Origin of the sequence: Petrotoga olearia DSM 13574 (genome assembly GCF_002895525.1) — a bacterium.
Taxonomy (GTDB): domain Bacteria; phylum Thermotogota; class Thermotogae; order Petrotogales; family Petrotogaceae; genus Petrotoga; species Petrotoga olearia.
In genome coordinates, this window is the sequence record NZ_AZRL01000004.1 from 240,051 (window position 1) to 255,428 (window position 15,378).

General features: G+C 35.3%; 18 protein-coding genes. 4 read left to right on the forward strand and 14 right to left on the reverse strand.

What is annotated here, in order from left to right; translation table 11 throughout:
• Nucleotides 1-21 precede the first annotated feature (21 nt).
• Nucleotides 22-594, forward strand: coding sequence for a bis(5'-nucleosyl)-tetraphosphatase (symmetrical) YqeK (gene yqeK, locus X929_RS02925; RefSeq protein ID WP_169924924.1), 573 nt, complete (start codon nt 22-24; stop codon nt 592-594).
• Nucleotides 595-604: 10 nt separating this feature from the next.
• On the opposite strand, the gene X929_RS02930 is transcribed toward yqeK, so the two are convergent.
• Nucleotides 605-1,441: a M23 family metallopeptidase gene (locus X929_RS02930; RefSeq protein ID WP_103066538.1), complete on the reverse strand. Its 837-nt coding sequence runs from the start codon at nt 1,439-1,441 to the stop codon at nt 605-607.
• Between the two features lie 265 nt (nt 1,442-1,706).
• Between X929_RS02930 and X929_RS02935 the strand changes: the two genes are divergently transcribed.
• Nucleotides 1,707-2,639: an inorganic phosphate transporter gene (locus X929_RS02935; protein ID WP_103066539.1), complete on the forward strand. Its 933-nt coding sequence runs from the start codon at nt 1,707-1,709 to the stop codon at nt 2,637-2,639.
• Nucleotides 2,640-2,670: 31 nt separating this feature from the next.
• Here the strand turns inward: X929_RS02935 and X929_RS02940 are convergent, their stop codons facing one another.
• The 13 genes from X929_RS02940 to X929_RS03000 are packed head-to-tail and all read right to left on the reverse strand — an operon-like array spanning nt 2,671 to nt 13,270.
• Nucleotides 2,671-4,509, reverse strand: a complete 1,839-nt coding sequence (locus X929_RS02940) for an FAD-dependent oxidoreductase (protein ID WP_103066540.1) — start codon at nt 4,507-4,509, stop codon at nt 2,671-2,673.
• A 24-nt stretch (nt 4,510-4,533) separates the two neighbouring features.
• The gene (locus tag X929_RS02945; protein ID WP_103066541.1) at nt 4,534-5,643 is read right to left on the reverse strand and encodes an NADH-quinone oxidoreductase subunit D; all 1,110 of its coding nucleotides are present in this window, start codon (nt 5,641-5,643) and stop codon (nt 4,534-4,536) included.
• Nucleotides 5,630-6,184 carry an NADH-quinone oxidoreductase subunit C gene (locus X929_RS02950; RefSeq protein ID WP_103066542.1) on the reverse strand — a complete coding sequence of 185 codons (555 nt, stop codon included), beginning with the start codon at nt 6,182-6,184 and terminating at the stop codon, nt 5,630-5,632. The genes X929_RS02945 and X929_RS02950 overlap by 14 nt, the downstream gene beginning before the upstream one ends.
• On the reverse strand, nt 6,168-6,728 hold the full coding sequence (locus X929_RS02955) for an NADH-quinone oxidoreductase subunit NuoB (protein ID WP_049755337.1): 561 nt from the start codon (nt 6,726-6,728) through the stop codon (nt 6,168-6,170). The genes X929_RS02950 and X929_RS02955 overlap by 17 nt, the downstream gene beginning before the upstream one ends.
• Nucleotides 6,729-6,751: 23 nt before the next feature.
• Complete coding sequence (locus X929_RS02960; protein WP_103066543.1) at nt 6,752-7,654, reverse strand: respiratory chain complex I subunit 1 family protein; 903 nt, start codon at nt 7,652-7,654, stop codon at nt 6,752-6,754.
• Nucleotides 7,651-9,492 carry a proton-conducting transporter transmembrane domain-containing protein gene (locus X929_RS02965; protein WP_103066544.1) on the reverse strand — a complete coding sequence of 614 codons (1,842 nt, stop codon included), beginning with the start codon at nt 9,490-9,492 and terminating at the stop codon, nt 7,651-7,653. Before X929_RS02965 ends, X929_RS02960 begins: the two co-directional genes overlap by 4 nt.
• Nucleotides 9,493-10,914, reverse strand: a complete 1,422-nt coding sequence (locus X929_RS02970) for a complex I subunit 5 family protein (RefSeq protein WP_103066545.1) — start codon at nt 10,912-10,914, stop codon at nt 9,493-9,495.
• Complete coding sequence (locus tag X929_RS02975) at nt 10,907-11,242, reverse strand: sodium:proton antiporter (protein ID WP_103066546.1); 336 nt, start codon at nt 11,240-11,242, stop codon at nt 10,907-10,909. The genes X929_RS02970 and X929_RS02975 overlap by 8 nt, the downstream gene beginning before the upstream one ends.
• Nucleotides 11,239-11,964 carry a Na(+)/H(+) antiporter subunit B gene (locus tag X929_RS02980; protein WP_103066547.1) on the reverse strand — a complete coding sequence of 242 codons (726 nt, stop codon included), beginning with the start codon at nt 11,962-11,964 and terminating at the stop codon, nt 11,239-11,241. Before X929_RS02980 ends, X929_RS02975 begins: the two co-directional genes overlap by 4 nt.
• Entirely contained in the window at nt 11,964-12,209 is a 246-nt protein-coding gene (locus X929_RS02985; protein ID WP_103066548.1) for a Na(+)/H(+) antiporter subunit B, read from the reverse strand. Before X929_RS02985 ends, X929_RS02980 begins: the two co-directional genes overlap by 1 nt.
• Nucleotides 12,202-12,540 carry a monovalent cation/H(+) antiporter subunit G gene (mnhG, locus tag X929_RS02990; protein ID WP_103066549.1) on the reverse strand — a complete coding sequence of 113 codons (339 nt, stop codon included), beginning with the start codon at nt 12,538-12,540 and terminating at the stop codon, nt 12,202-12,204. Before mnhG ends, X929_RS02985 begins: the two co-directional genes overlap by 8 nt.
• Nucleotides 12,537-12,788: a monovalent cation/H+ antiporter complex subunit F gene (locus X929_RS02995; protein WP_103066550.1), complete on the reverse strand. Its 252-nt coding sequence runs from the start codon at nt 12,786-12,788 to the stop codon at nt 12,537-12,539. The genes mnhG and X929_RS02995 overlap by 4 nt, the downstream gene beginning before the upstream one ends.
• A complete protein-coding gene (locus X929_RS03000) occupies nt 12,785-13,270 on the reverse strand; it encodes a Na+/H+ antiporter subunit E (RefSeq protein WP_103066551.1) in 486 nt (161 codons plus the stop codon). The genes X929_RS02995 and X929_RS03000 overlap by 4 nt, the downstream gene beginning before the upstream one ends.
• Before the next feature lie 277 nt (nt 13,271-13,547).
• Here X929_RS03000 and X929_RS03005 point away from each other — a divergent pair, with 277 nt between their 5' ends.
• Together X929_RS03005 and X929_RS03010 are read left to right on the forward strand one after the other, a co-directional pair.
• Nucleotides 13,548-14,399: an aldo-keto reductase family protein gene (locus X929_RS03005; RefSeq protein ID WP_103066552.1), complete on the forward strand. Its 852-nt coding sequence runs from the start codon at nt 13,548-13,550 to the stop codon at nt 14,397-14,399.
• 11 nt (nt 14,400-14,410) lie between these two features.
• The gene (locus X929_RS03010) at nt 14,411-15,334 is read left to right on the forward strand and encodes a carbohydrate kinase family protein (protein ID WP_103066553.1); all 924 of its coding nucleotides are present in this window, start codon (nt 14,411-14,413) and stop codon (nt 15,332-15,334) included.
• Nucleotides 15,335-15,378 lie beyond the last annotated feature (44 nt).

Consider the following 15,378-nt stretch of genomic DNA (forward strand, 5'->3'; position numbering starts at 1 on the left):
ATGAAGGCAGGAGGCACTAATTTGGATTTAACTAACATTATAGAAGAATTAAAAAAGTATTTAAAAATAACTATAAAGTCAAAAAAAAGATTAGAACATATCTACAACGTTGCTGATTTCTCTAAAAAATTAGCCCAAATCCACGAACTTCCTGTAGAAAAAGTCGAAGTTGCAGCGTTGGGACACGATTTATTTCGAGATGTTGACCCAAACAGGTTAATCAAATTGGCGAGGTTTTATAAAATTCCACTCGATAAGTTCGATAAAAATCGTCCGATTCTCTTGCATGGCAAGATAAGTGCGGAATTTTTGAAAAGGAAGTTTTATATAGATGAAGATATATACCAAGCTATATATTATCACACAAGTGGTTATGAAAAAATGGGGGATATAGGAAAGGCACTTGTTATTTCTGATTCAGCCGGAGATGACAGGGATTTTGAAGGCGTTGAAGAACTAAGAAAGGTATCATACACATCTTTGAATGAAGGATACAAATTGGTGATAAAAAACAAAATAAGCTACGCCTTAGCTAAAGAGAGATATATATTAGAAGATACATATAAGACATGGAACACACTCTGTCAAATTTGATAAATTAGAATTAATTTCCACCTAAGCCATATTCGTTTTCTCTGTTATCCAACACATAAATTCTATTACTAGAAGGTAAAAATACCAATGGATCATAATTTGCATAAGCATTTTTAACTTCAAAATGTAGGTGAGGTCCCGTACTTAAACCTGTATTCCCTACTCTTGCGATCATTTCTCCCTTCTCAACATATTGGCCTTCATACACATTTATTTGAGAGAGATGTCCGTAAACATAAGAATTATTGTAAGATTCTATTTCAACCATCAAACCATATCCGCCGTTTACACCAACGAATTTTACTTTTCCAGCTTCAACGGAAAAAACTGGTGTGCCAATAGGTGCCGCAAGATCAATTCCTTCATGAAAAGAATGCTCTTTAGTTATAGGATGGACTCTCCCTCCATATAGGGAAGAAATAGTACCATAAACCGGCCAGATTATCTTTTTTTCGTTGTTGAAACCTTTTCCTACAACACTTTTAGGGATAAAAAGTTTTTGATTAACAAAAATAGTTGTTGTATCAAGATTGTTAGCTTTAACTATATCAGAAACGCTTGTGAAAAACAACCTAGCAATATAAGTTAAGTTATCTCCCCTTTTAACTTCATAGAGATACCCTTCTGGTTGAGGAATTAACATTACTTGTCCAACTTTTAAATTTTTGGGAGATAAATTCGGATTCCAATCCAAAATAGTAGAAATAGATACGTTATACTTAATAGAAATACTATACAATGTTTCGTTACTTTGAACTTGATGTTCAACAATAGAATAAGACGAGAAGCCTACTACAACCAAAATTACGATAACAAAGAATAACGCTATCCTTTTAAGGATGTCCAAAAATCTTCCTCCCCCTAATAGCTCAACAAATGAATAACAAATTTCTTATAATTATACCATATGATGATTCCTCCCATGGTTAAAAATAAATTAATAATTTCTAAATTAACTTTCTCTTATTTTGATTCTTCTAATCATTGACATCACTTAAAATTGGTGCTAGAATAGAACAATCTTATTCGAGAAAAGCCTACGATTGCCAATATGGTAAAAATGGGCTTTAATTTTTTAAATATCTTCAAAAAGCGGGGGGAATATTTGTAATATGCTTATATTTTACTTAATTCCAGCTATTTTGTTGGGATGGTCCCTAGGTTCCAACAATTCTTCCAATATATTTGGACCAGCCGTGGTTTCTGGACTGGTTTCATACAAAAGAGCTATTATAATATCTGCATTTTTTGTTTTAGTCGGTTCCGTTGTTGGAGGTAGAAATGGATTAAATACCTTGGGAGCTTTGACCAATTTAAATGTTGAACTACTATCATTAGCTTTATTTTGTGCTTTTTTAACGATGATATTAATGAGTTTCATTGGGCTTCCTACATCTGCTACCCAGGCTGTTGTGGGAGCTCTTATTGGAATAAGTATTCTAAAAGGAGAATTCAACTCAGCTATTTTAACAAGAATTTTCATTTCTTGGATATTTACACCGATTGGTGCCTTAATATTCGCTTTTATATTATATAGACTTTTAGCACTAATATTTAGAAAATTTTTGGGTGTCGCTACCCAAGATAGGTTCTTAAAAATACTAACTTGGATCGCTATTTGTTATAGCGCATACTCATTAGGAGCTAACAACGTTGCGAACGTTACTGGAGTATTTGCAAACGTTTTATTCACTCCATTTCTTTTACTAATTATAGGTGGTTCATCGATAGCTGTAGGAATTTTATCTACCAACCAAAAGGTTTTGTATACCGTAGGGAAAGGGATTATCGAATTGGATCATTTTTCATCATCTGTATCGATTTTGGGGGCAGGGGTTACCTTGTGGATCTACTCTTTAATTGGTATTCCTATCAGTGCTGCACAGGCTACAATAGGTGCTATTGTGGGTGTTGGATTAGCAGCAGGTACTAGAACTTTTGATACGAACACGATAATGAAAGTAATATTTGGTTGGGTAGGAACACCTATGATTTCTGGAATTATTTCCCTTATAGTATTATTTCTAATTCAATTATTATTTTAAAAAAGGGGAGCACAATACTCCCCTCTATTTTTTATTTTGAAAGTTGTTTGGCCATTATATATTGGTCTATTCCTTGAGCGGCTTTGTGCCCGTCTGCAACTCCATGAATTATATCTGGGCCATGTACAATATCCCCACCTGCAAACAACCACGGTACGCCTTCCACTTGACCGTACTCGTTTGTTTTTATCTTTCCTCTTTCTATCTTCGTGTTCTTTTGGATATCTTCTGGTAAATAACTATAATCTGGAGCCTGTCCAACAGTCATTACGACCATATCCGCATTTATGGTAATAGTGTTATTTTCATCGTATTTTGGATTGAATCTTCCGTTTTTGTCGAATACTTCTACACATTTCCTAAACAACACACCTTTCAATTCTCCATTTTCAACTATTACCTTCACGGGACCCCATCCTGGATGGAAAATTACCCCTTCTTCTTTACCTTCAACAATTTCATCTTCATCAGCAGGCATCTCATCAAAGCTTCTCTCCAAACTTAGGACATGTACTTCGGATTTCTTATATTCTAGGTTTTGGAGTCTGAGCATGGACCTTGCAACGTCCATGGCAACATTTCCTCCTCCTATTACCACAAGGGATTTAGGTATATATGGCTTGGGACCTTCTCCCCTGACATAATTTTTCATTTCTTCTAAAATTGTTAAAGAGTCAAAAACTTTTTCATGGTCAGATCCTTCAATGGGAAGCTTTCTACCCTTGTTGAATCCAGTTGAAACAAATATTACATCGTTTTTTGCTTTTAATTCTTCCAAAGTGATATCCTTTCCAACTTTTGTATTTGTTATTATCTTTACTCCCAGAGACTTTATATAACTTACATCCTGCTCAAAAGCTGAATCTGGAAGTCTATATGAAGGACCTCCGTAATTAAGAACACCGCCTGGCCTGTTCTTTTCTTCATAAACAGTAATTTCAAATCCCATTAAAGATAAGAAATAAGCTGCAGAAAGCCCAGCAGGTCCGGCTCCAACGATGGCAATCTTAGCGTTAGCCTTTTTTATAACTTCTTGATCTAAAATTTCTGGATATTTATCCTTCGGGATGTTGTCCACTATATATCTTTTCAACCATCTTATGGCTATAGGCTCTCCTCTGTGACCTATTGTACAAACTGTCTCACATTTGTGAGTACACATTCTCCCACATACAGCAGGCAAAGGATTCGTTTTATAAAGATCTTTCAATCCTGTTTGAAGATCATCAGTGAATATATCTTTTATGTAATCTGCGATGTTCATATGGGCTGGACATGTCTTTTCACAAATATTACACTCCACACATCTTGAAGCCTCTCTAACAGCCTGTTCTTTTGAAAATCCTTTAACCATCTCTATGAATGATGTTTTTCTGATTTCTGGTGGATCAATTTCCATCTCTTCCCTTTCTAAGTCAAGCAGGTCTGAATCTTCATCTCTAACATAACCTAATGGTTTTTTAATTCCATGGATTCCTTCCTCTGTGGGTATAAAAAAGAAGGTGTTCGGATCTTTAGATATATGTAAATATTCTTTGGTCATCTGTAATGAACCCGTGGTACATATATCCACACATAAACCACAAAAGCTGCATCTTCCATAATCTATAGAAGGCCTTTGGGGTTTAGAGCCTTCCACATCTGGAAGTTCTTCGATCTCTATCATAGTTATAGCGTCTGTTGGGCATATTTTTGAACAAGTACCGCAACCAATACATTTTTCCCAGTCGTTTATATGAAAACCTCTATATCTATCTGAAGCTTCTCGAGGTGTTATTAGAATATCTTCCATAGGAACGGTAACAGGCTTTTTAGAAAGGTATTTCCAAGCTCTTGCTGGAGCAAAAAAACTTTTTTCAGGCGTATTCACCTTATTCACCTCTTTCTTTATTTTTTATCTATCTATTTCAGGAGGACATACCCCCATTGTATCCATCCAAAGAGCAGCATCATCTATCCTCGTACCCGGCAAATACTTTTCTACCCCCAACAAGCCTTGTGGATAAGACGCTCCTCTAACAGCGACTCTATAGGGTTTATCTTCTCCTTCTGAAACCATATAATATCCGTACTCTCCCCTTGCGCTTTCTACATGGGTGTAAACTTGCCCTTTTGGAACACGCCATCGTAAGGCGCTTCCACTAGATATTTTGTTCCATACCTTCCCTTTTTTGGGCATTTTTTCAAGTATCTGTCTTATTATTTTTATACTCTGATAGGTTTCGAGGTATTTGAAATAAACCCTTGTATATCCATCTGAGTAATTTGCCGTTGGAACATAAAATTCTACTTGGTCATACCTTGCGTATGGGTCTACTTTTCTAATATCGTATGCTTCTCCCACAGCTGATCTCATACCTATTCCAGTAACTCCCAACTCCCAAACAACCTCGGCAGGTAACAACAGCTTATCTTTGGTTCTTCTCTGAAAGAGGGGGTTCTTAATAATCAAATCTTCGTATTCTGGAAGTCGATTTTCTAAGTAATCGAGAAAACTCTTTATCTTTTCAATAGCTTCTTCACTCAAGTCTTTTCTTACACCACCAGGCACTATATACATATGATATATTCTTGCTCCGGTTATTTCTTCAAAAATATCTAATATAAGATCTCTATCTGCGAGTCCCCAATTTGGCCCAGTGTATAGCCCAACAGGTCCTCCTATTCCCCCAAGGGACATTAGATGGTTTGCGATTCTTGCTAGCTCTAAGATTATCATCCTTATCCAATGAGCCTTTTCAGGTACCTCGATTCCTGTCAACTCCTCTATCGCCATGGCGTACACCATCTCATTTGTATCAGGTTCTGGAACACAAATTCTTGGTATGAGTGCGAGGTTATTCATCCAAAGTCTTCTTTCCATAAGCTTTTCAAATCCTCTATGCAACATTCCGGGCATAGGTCTTGCCCTGACGATGGTGTCTCCATCAACGTACATATGAACACTAAAATTCCCATGCATGCCTGGATGATTTGGCCCTAAGTATAATTTAAGTTCTTTCATTTATTTCACCTTCTTTAATGGCATCTTTCACCGCGTTTTTGGAAACTTCCACATCATACTTTCTATCAGGAAATTTACGTTTAGAATACTCTAAGGGGTCAAAATCTTTTCTCATAGGAGGTTTATCATCCCATAATTCTAAGAAAAGAGGTTTTTCTGAATCCAAGTTACCTTCAAACTTTACACCAAAGAACTCATGGATATCCCTTTCGTAGTATTTGGCACCAGGAAAAATATCTATGATGCTCATATATTCAGGGTTTTCTCTCTCAATCTTTGTTTTTGCTACAAAAGTAGTTCCGTTTGACCAATTGAACAGGACATAAACTAATTCAAATTTGTTTTCTTTAATCCAATCGACACAGGTTATCAAGCTTAACTGTTTCCAACCTTTGTCCTTTAAATAAGTTAATATTGTTGGCAAATTGTTTTGTTCAACAACTATACTTATTTCATTTTTCTTTGGTGTGGTGAAATCTTTTATATCGAAACTTTTTTCAAGAATCCTTATCAATTCTTTGGCATCATTCGTGGAATTCATCCTTTACATACACCTCCCCTAAGGAACGAATTTGATTATTTCGATACCAATCGTAATTCTCTACATATTTCTTCCATCCATTGGCTTCCCCTTTTGTAATCATATTTTCAAGGGTTTTAAAAGTATTCATTATAGCTTCAGGCCTTGGCATACATCCGGCAACGTATAGATCGACAGGAAGATAATAATCCAACCTGTTGATCACTGCATAAGAATCATAGTATATTCCACCGTTTATAGTACAAGATCCAAAGCCTACAAGATATTTTGGAGTCATCATTTGTTCATAAGTGTATATAACTCTCCTTAAAGTTTTAACGCTCAGATAACCTGTTATCAATAGAACATCAGCTTGACGAGGAGTTGCCATTGGTCCCATACCCAATCTTTCCATGTCAAATCTTGCGGTCATAGTGGGCGGAAGTTCTACGGCACCACAACCTGTGCAATAATGAAGCATCCATAAAGATTTTCCTCTGAAGATATTCTTTATCTTTTCCCAAAAAGTTATCGTATCGTTTAGATCTTCTTCAAAGATATTCATCTGTTCTATTTTTTCTTCATTTGTCATACGTTCACCCCCAGTCCTGTAAAAATTACTATCGCAGCTTGAACAAGTGACAGTACTATTGGAACTCCATAGAAAAATGTTACAACATTCTCTATTCTAAAACGAGCCGAAACGGCATATATCAGAGTAACTAAGGTATAAACAAAAAAGTATTTTATTAAGTATTCGATTAAATTTCCTCCTCCTAAAAATAGGTTCACGAACAAACCAACTTCCACTAAAGTTGCGAACTCGTGTTGCAAGATCAACATACCGAAATGTTTTCCTCCGTATTCAACCATAGGTCCAGAGGCTATCTCTGTTGGGGCTATGGGTGTATCAAATGGAACCTTGCTAAGCATACCGAGTAAGGATATAAAAGCTACTATAGCTCCCAGTGGCATAGTAAAAATGTGCCATCCGAAAATTCCATTCATTTGTTGCACATGAGCTAGTTCACTAAGTGAAGAAGTACCATATACGTGTATCATACCGAATACAACTATCATAAACGGGACTTCATAGGCTAACATCTGAGTTAATGCCCTCATAATACCTATTCCTGCCCAAGCGTTTCCAGAACCAGAAGCACTCATGGCCATCCCAAGAGAACCAATTGCTAATAAATAGACAACAACAAAGAAGTTATCAAGGCCATTGAAAGCAACAATATTGCCAAAAGGTAAGAACATAAAAGTGGCTATCGTTCCTCCCAAGGCCATCATCACACCAAAGTCATAAATAAAACCATGTGTTATAGATGATTTTGATAGGGCTTTGAAAATATCCATAAAAGTTTGATACCAAGGCGGTCCCACTCTTCTATGAATCTTAGCTGTTACTTTTCTTTGAATACCATCAAGAGATACTTGCCATAAAAATCCGATGAAAACTATCATAAAAGCTATCAAATAACTCATATTTTATCACCCCAGAAAAAGGCTATTGTTATTATCACAGAGATCCAAAATACCCCTACAGAAGCGTTCGAAGAAAAGAACCAGCTTCTAACAAGACGGCCAAACTCGTTTACTCTTAAAGCTATGACATCGTAAAACTTTTCCACTGATGGATGATTTTTATACAATCTTTCAAAAGGAGCGTAATAGTTTTTGGCATAATGATACGATTCAGGATCGTATATAAATTCGCCAGAAGTGTAAGTGTTCATTTGATCAACGGGCTGAGCCTTTTTATGTGTGTAAAAAATTAATGCGGCTATAATGAAACCTATTACGAAGGCCACTGTAATTACTAAAGAATCCCACATGCCACTGAAGGAATATATCTTAGAACCTTCCACACTGATTGGAACAATATTCAAAGAAGCTTGAATTTTTGAAATAAATCCTAACATTTCGGAAGGAAATACACCAAAATATATTGTCAGTAAAGACATGACAAGCATTGGAATCTGCATCATAAAGGGGACTTCTTTCACATCCTTGTGCTTAGGTGACAATTGACCTAAAAACACTGTAGCAAGAGGTCTAAAAACGTACATGAAAGATCCTATACTCCCAAAAAAGGTGGCAAATGCTATAAACATAAGTCCTTTACTGGCTAAACCTTGGAAGATCAACCACTTTGATGCGAAACCGCTGGTGGGCGGTATCCCAGCAATAGAAATTATGGCAATTAAATAAGCGGCAAAGGTTACAGGCATCTTTTTTATCAAACCACCAAGTTCGTTCATATTCGTGGTACCCGTTCTATAAGCTACCGCACCAATAGCTAAAAACATAGCGGCTGATGCCATCGCATGATTGAAGATATGCATTATTCCACCTGCGAATCCCACTTGATCTAAAAGTGAGATGCCAATCAATATGTATCCTCCATTTGCAACGGTGGAATAAGCTATCAATCTTTTAGCGTCTTCTTGTTTTATGGCCATAAGGGTTCCAACTATAATGCTTATTGCCCCTAGAACCATAATTATATAATTTTCATAAGGAACCCCGATTATACGAATATGGTTAGAAAAGATCTGTGAAGTAGGGATAATTGCGCTAACCAACAAGGCTATAAATGCCCCCATTTTAACTAATCCTCCCGAAAGAACCGGAGAAAAGGTATGAGGAGCGTTCCCATGAGCTATGGGGAGCCACGTGTGAAATGGAAAAATTCCGAGTTTTGCAAGTCCCGCGATAATAATTGCAAAATAAGCCATTACGGCTGTATTGGGGCTGCTAATTAAATTCTGTGAAATACTTTCTATATCAAAGGTTTGAAACAATGAGTATAAATACATCACCGCAAAAAACATAGAGAAAGAACCGATCGTGCTGATTGTGTAATAAACTACAGAGGCCTTCCTCGATTTACCAAGGGGAATTATAAACAAAGAAGACCAAACCACCATCTCCCAAAATATAAATAACGTAAGAAAATCCTTTGCAAAGAAAATCCCCAATGTAGAAACTACAGAAAACACGTAGAGCATGTTGTATGAAGCAGGGTTAACCATTTTTTCTATCCAATAGGGATTAAAAAAGGACACAAGGAAATAAGTTAAAACCATTATTATGGAAAAGAACCAACCATAATTAGAGCTCACCAATTGCAAAGAAAATCCTCCAAAAGATCCAAGGTTAAATACTGTTCCAACATCGTTCATATATCCAAACAAAAATATCAACACAAACAACGTTGAAAAAATGGTAAAGTAACTACCTAACTTTTTGTTTATCTTTGTTAAGAAAAAAGTCAAAACCGATAACAACAAACCTGTAATTAACAGAGAGTTTAACGCCATCTACATCACTCCCATTGACAAATAAGATAAGGAATCCTTCAAAGGTGTTGATACGTTCTGTACAAAATCTCCGAATAGTTCTGGGTAAATTCCTCCCACAATGAATAAGAACCCAACAACTACCGATACAACACTTATAACAAATAACTTGTTCATGGAAAATTGAGTGGTTAACTTTTCAGTTGCCTCCTCATGTTCTTCACCTGGTACCCATAGTTTAACTAGCATCCTTATATAATAAACACCTTCCAACAAACTTCCCAACAATATTACTAATGGAATAATCCAGTTGATATTGAATGCGGTGTTTATAATGTTGAATTTTGCATAAAAACCATAGAACAAAGGAAGGCCTATCAAAGACAAAGCCGAAACTGTAAATCCAAAACCCACTAGAGGATACTTTCTAAATATTCCGGCAGCTTTATCGATAGAATCACTTGAATTATTCTCATAAACGTTCGCGGCGGTAGAAAACATCACTATCTTAGCAAAGGCATTATTTATTAGTTGTAAAATAGCTGCATACCCTCCGCCTATTAAAAATAGTCCAGTGATCAATCCTGCCTGTCCCACGCTTGAGAAAGTAAGAATTTCCCTCATATTCTTTGTAGAGATCGCAGAAGCTTCGGCAAATATGAAGGTTATAAAGGTAATTGTGATAAATATATTAAACAAAGGCCCGTTAACCGTAATTAGATTTGAAAAGAACCTTCCAAACACCAAAAAAATTGTTGACGCATAAACTGAGGAAAATAATGGAGCAGTCAAGATGTTTACATTGGAATAAATACCTCTAACCCAACTATTAAAAGGTAAAAGTTTTGCCTCAACCGCTAAACCTGAAAAAATTAAAATAGAAACTATCAGTTGAATATTTTGTGAAAGTTCTGAGAAGTGAACGGACAAATCAGACATGTTCAAACTTCCAACAGCGGCGTATACAATAATTATTCCAAGTAAATACAAACTAGATCCCACGGAACCTAAAACCAAATAATTAAAAGTATGATGGTACTTCTCCTGCAAAGTTGATATTATATAAGCTGCAATAGTTGCTATTTCAAAGAACACATAAAAGTTGAATAAATCGTTAGTTAACACCATTCCGTTGAGTCCAGCTAAAGCTATTAACAAAGGCAATGAATATTTTCCAATCTTCTTCATCCCAATCAGAGTAGAAACGAGAAATAAAATATTAATTAATATTATCCCGAATAAAGAATAATTATCCACCAACAAGTTGATACCAAAAGGTGGCTGCCAGCCTCCAATCTCATAACTTCCTTTTTGTACAAAAAAAGTAAAGATGGTGTTTAAAACCAAACCAAAAAACAAAAGAGATTTAGAAAAGTTTTTAAACATTACCCCAACGAACGCTAGAAGTAGAGGAATAACAATTAAAAGTACAGGATTAATCATCTGAACCACCTCTAATTTCATCTATTTCGATAGAACCTTTTTCAACGTATACTTTCCTAATAAAAGCCAAGCCTAAAGCGGTAGTTCCAAAACCAATAACGATTGCGGTTAATACCAAGGCTTGAGGAAGGGGATCAACATAATTTGAAACAGAATCAAACGTTATGATCGGTGCGTTACCACCGTTAACGTACCCAATAGATATAATGAAGAGATTCAACCCTAATTCTAAAATATTCAGTGAAATAAGCATCTTAACCAAATTCTTTGATGAGAGTAAGCCATAGATTCCAACAAAAAAAAGCGCTAAAAACAAATACTGAATCATTCTTCTCCCCCCTGTGTTAAAAAGTTACCTATGATATTTGACAATTCAGAACCAACTTTTAACCCTATCAACACATATAGTATAGGTGTCAATCCTGCACTAAAAAGGTGACCAATCTCACCCGATGGTAAGAAGTTGTACAAAAATGAATTAAAAGCAAAAAGTCCTATTAACCCTAAAACTATTATTAATACTCCTGAGGTACCTTCAAGTACGGTGAAGGCATTCATCTTTTCTTTGAATTTATCATCGCTTATGTACATCAATAAAACTGATGAGGCTATCATAGCCCCCCCTGGAAATCCTCCACCCGGGGTTAGATGACCGTGAACGAATATATAAATCCCAACGATCAATATGATGCCTGTTATAATTCGGACACCCGCCTTGAGAATGAAATTTGGTTTTACTCGAAAGCCCAATCTTTCCTTCCCTACATTTAAAAGCAACGCTACTCCCATTGCTGAAAGGAAAAGGACGGTTAATTCTCCCAAGGTGTCAAATCCTCTGTAATTGACAACTACAGAAGTGACAATGTTGGCTGATCCTGTTTCCGGATAAGGTCTGGTTTCATCTGTGTTCTTTTCTAAATATCTTTGTGAAATGGTGTTATTTAAATCTTTCTCCCCATACTTTGGAAAGAAACTTTGTGAATCGTACAGTAACGAGAATATAAAAAAGGCAACAGTAAACGTCAGTAAAGCTGCAACAAACTTCTTCATTATTTCTCACCACTCTTTTTCATAGCCATCAAAGTAAATACGAAAATCGAGGTCATCAAACCAGAACCTATAACCGCCTGAGTTATAGCAACATCTGGAGCTTTCATGATAATGAATTCCACAACTGAAAGCAAAGAAGTGATTGATAAGAAAACGATCGAATTCAACAACTTTTTCGATTCAATAGCCATCAAAGCGAAGAGAATCATTATAAAACCTGTGATTACACCAATTATTTCAATCATTTTGACTCATCTCCTCTTTCTCATACAAACTTTTTAAGTCGTCTTTTTGTAATTTGGCTATTTTTGCACCGTGTAAATAGGAAGCACGGGCTAAAACGGAGCTCCCAACGGGATTGGTGATGGTCATAAAAATAACCAAGATAATTGATTTCAAAAGCCACGAAGGGTTTAAAAATCCAACCCCTAAAATTAAAGAGAACGCACCTAAAGTTGTGGCTTTCGTACCCGCTTGTATTCTATTGAAAACATCTGGCATTCTGAATATTCCCAAACCTCCCAACAAATAGAAAATTCCTCCAATTATTATTAAAACGTCTCCGATCACCTTCATTTTTTCGCCTCCAAATATCTGGAAAGAACAACGGTTTCCAAAAAGGATAACACCCCGTAAACTATTGCAATATCCAAATAAATTTCATTCTTGAAGACTTGAGATAGCAAGACAATAACTCCTGTGATCATGACGTTCATTGTATCTAAAGATACGATTCTATCAGTTACTTCAGGACCAATTATCATTCTCAAGACCGAAAAAAACACACCTATTCCAATGAGGCTAAACACGATAATCTCGATCATTTGTATATCCTCCCCAAAATTTTTTCGAAAGTCCCTGTCACATGTTTTTTGTAATCTCTTTCATTTTCACCTTTTATATCTATCCAATGGATGTATAGGTTTTCATCATCGACATCTATAGATAAGGTCCCAGGGGTTAAAGTAACGGAATTTGCCAAAGTTAACTTGCCAACGTCACCCTTCAAATCAACAGGGATTTTTACAAAACCAGGGTTTAAAGGAATTTTTGGTGTCAAAACCCTTCTCGCAACATCGATATTAGATAAAAACATTTTGTAGAGGAAAACAGGCACGTATACAATCACAAATAAAGGTAATTTGTATACAACAGAAAAATCAAATTCATAATCCACAAGACGTGAAATGACACCTGCTAAAACAATTGAAACTAACAATCCAACGATAAGTTCAGAAAGGTTAAAAGAAGTCATGAACAGCCAGATTACTAGAAGAACAATAAAAGTCGAAACAAATTTCTTCACAACAATCCCTCCACTTCATATAGTTTGTGAAAAAAAACTCATACTGGATAAGCTGAAAATTTTATTCGAATACATTATACCAGTAAGTGGTATAATGTCAAAATCAAGAAAACACTTTCTAATTGGATATATTTGTTCTTAATTACCTTTAATTACCCCAAACCGCTAATTTTCCACCGTATTCATTTTTATGGTATAATTGAATATACAATTTTTCATAACTTCTTTTGATTATTGATCACCTTCCAGGGGGTACCTTTGAAAGGAGGAACAATAAATGGACAGAAGAATGTTGGGTAAGACACAAGAAGAACTCTCTATAATAGGTTTGAATTTGGAAAAGTTGTTGGTAAGTGAGGATGCTTATGAAGTTAAAAGGTATTTAGAAAAGTTTATTCTAAGAGGTGTAAACTTTTTTGAAATTTCTCTTAAATTTGAACCCAAAGATGAAGCAGCGGTTTTCCCCATAAATCTGTATAGGGATCAACTTTTTATTGCGGGTAGATCTTACTCCAAAAGCGGTGATGAGATACAACAGGACATAAAAGAACTATTAGCTAAATTCAATCTTCAATATTTAGATTTAATCCAAATTATTGTAAAAACTCAAGAGGATATTCATAGAATTCTAGGTCCTGAAGGCGCTTTAGAGGGGGTCTTTGCCGCTAAAAATTTGGGCTTAATAAAGTACATAGGTTTTTCAACAAACAAAGAAAGTATAGCCTTAAAACTTTTAGAAAGTTATGATTTTGATTCGATTACATTTCCCATAGATTGGATGAACTGGTACACAGGTTTTGGAAGAAAAGTGATTTCTAAAGCTAAGGAAAAAGGTACCGGTGTAATAAGTAAACAAAATCTTATAAAAAAGATAACGAAGGTAAATGAAGAAAAAGGTATATCTGACCTTCTTTATATTCCTTCTGAAAGTTATGAAGAAGTTAAGACAACGATAAGATTTTCTCTTACTAAGCCAATAACCTCTATCTTATGTTCTAGCCACATTGACCTTTTAGAATGGTTAATACAAGCAGCCGACGAATTCACACCCCTTGACATTCAAGAAGAAGAAAATTTGCGAAAAAGTTGTGAAGATCTATCAAAAGTATTCAATCCTAAAAACATTTGAGGAGAAGTGGCATGTGTGTATCAATAATTGGTGGAATAAATATTGATTTTAAAGGATCTCCCTACCAAAAATTATCGTTCAAAACTTCAAACCCCGCTCGTATCTTTTATTCTTCTGGTGGTGTTGCTAGAAACGTTGCACACAATTTATGCAAATTAGAAGTGCCTGTTAATTTGTTTGGAGTAGTTGGGGACGATATATTCGGTGAAATAATTTTAACGGAACTAAATAACTTAAAGATAAATACTAATTTTATCAAGAAATGTGATAATTGCCGTACTGGTGTTTACCTTGCTATTTTAGACGAAAAGAAAGATATGATGGTTTCTATATCAGACATGGATATTATTAAAGAGATAAATGTAAATTACATAGAAAAATATAAAGATACCTTACTCCACTCGAAAATAGTCTTTCTTGAAGCAAATTTAGAAACACAAACGATAGAATACATACTTAAAGTTCTTGAAAACACGAACGTTTACACAGTTTTTAATGCGGTGTCAAATCAAAAGGTAAAAAAATTAAAAAATATAACTGAAGAAATTGATTACCTGACTCTAAACTTCTCAGAATTGAAATCTTTAATTGAGCAAGAAAATTTGAATTTTTACGATGAGAAATCTATACAGACTATTTTTTCAGATAAATTCCCCAATATTTCTAACTTAATTGTAACAAATGGGGATATGGGGGTTCTATTTCTAAACAATCAATTTAAAAAAGCAGAGTTTTTTTCTGTAGGTAAAGTTGAAGATTTCGAAATAATCGATGCCAATGGTGCTGGAGACGCTTTTACTGCCGGGTTTATCTATGGTATTTATGAAGATGCTGATATAGAAAAAAGTATTGAATATGGAATAAAAGCTTCCCATATTACCCTAAAAAGCCCAAAAACAGTGGCAGATGATCTATCTACAAAAATTTTTGATTGAATAAAAAAGTAGAAATTTATGGGTGGGGAGCGGGGCAAAGGGGC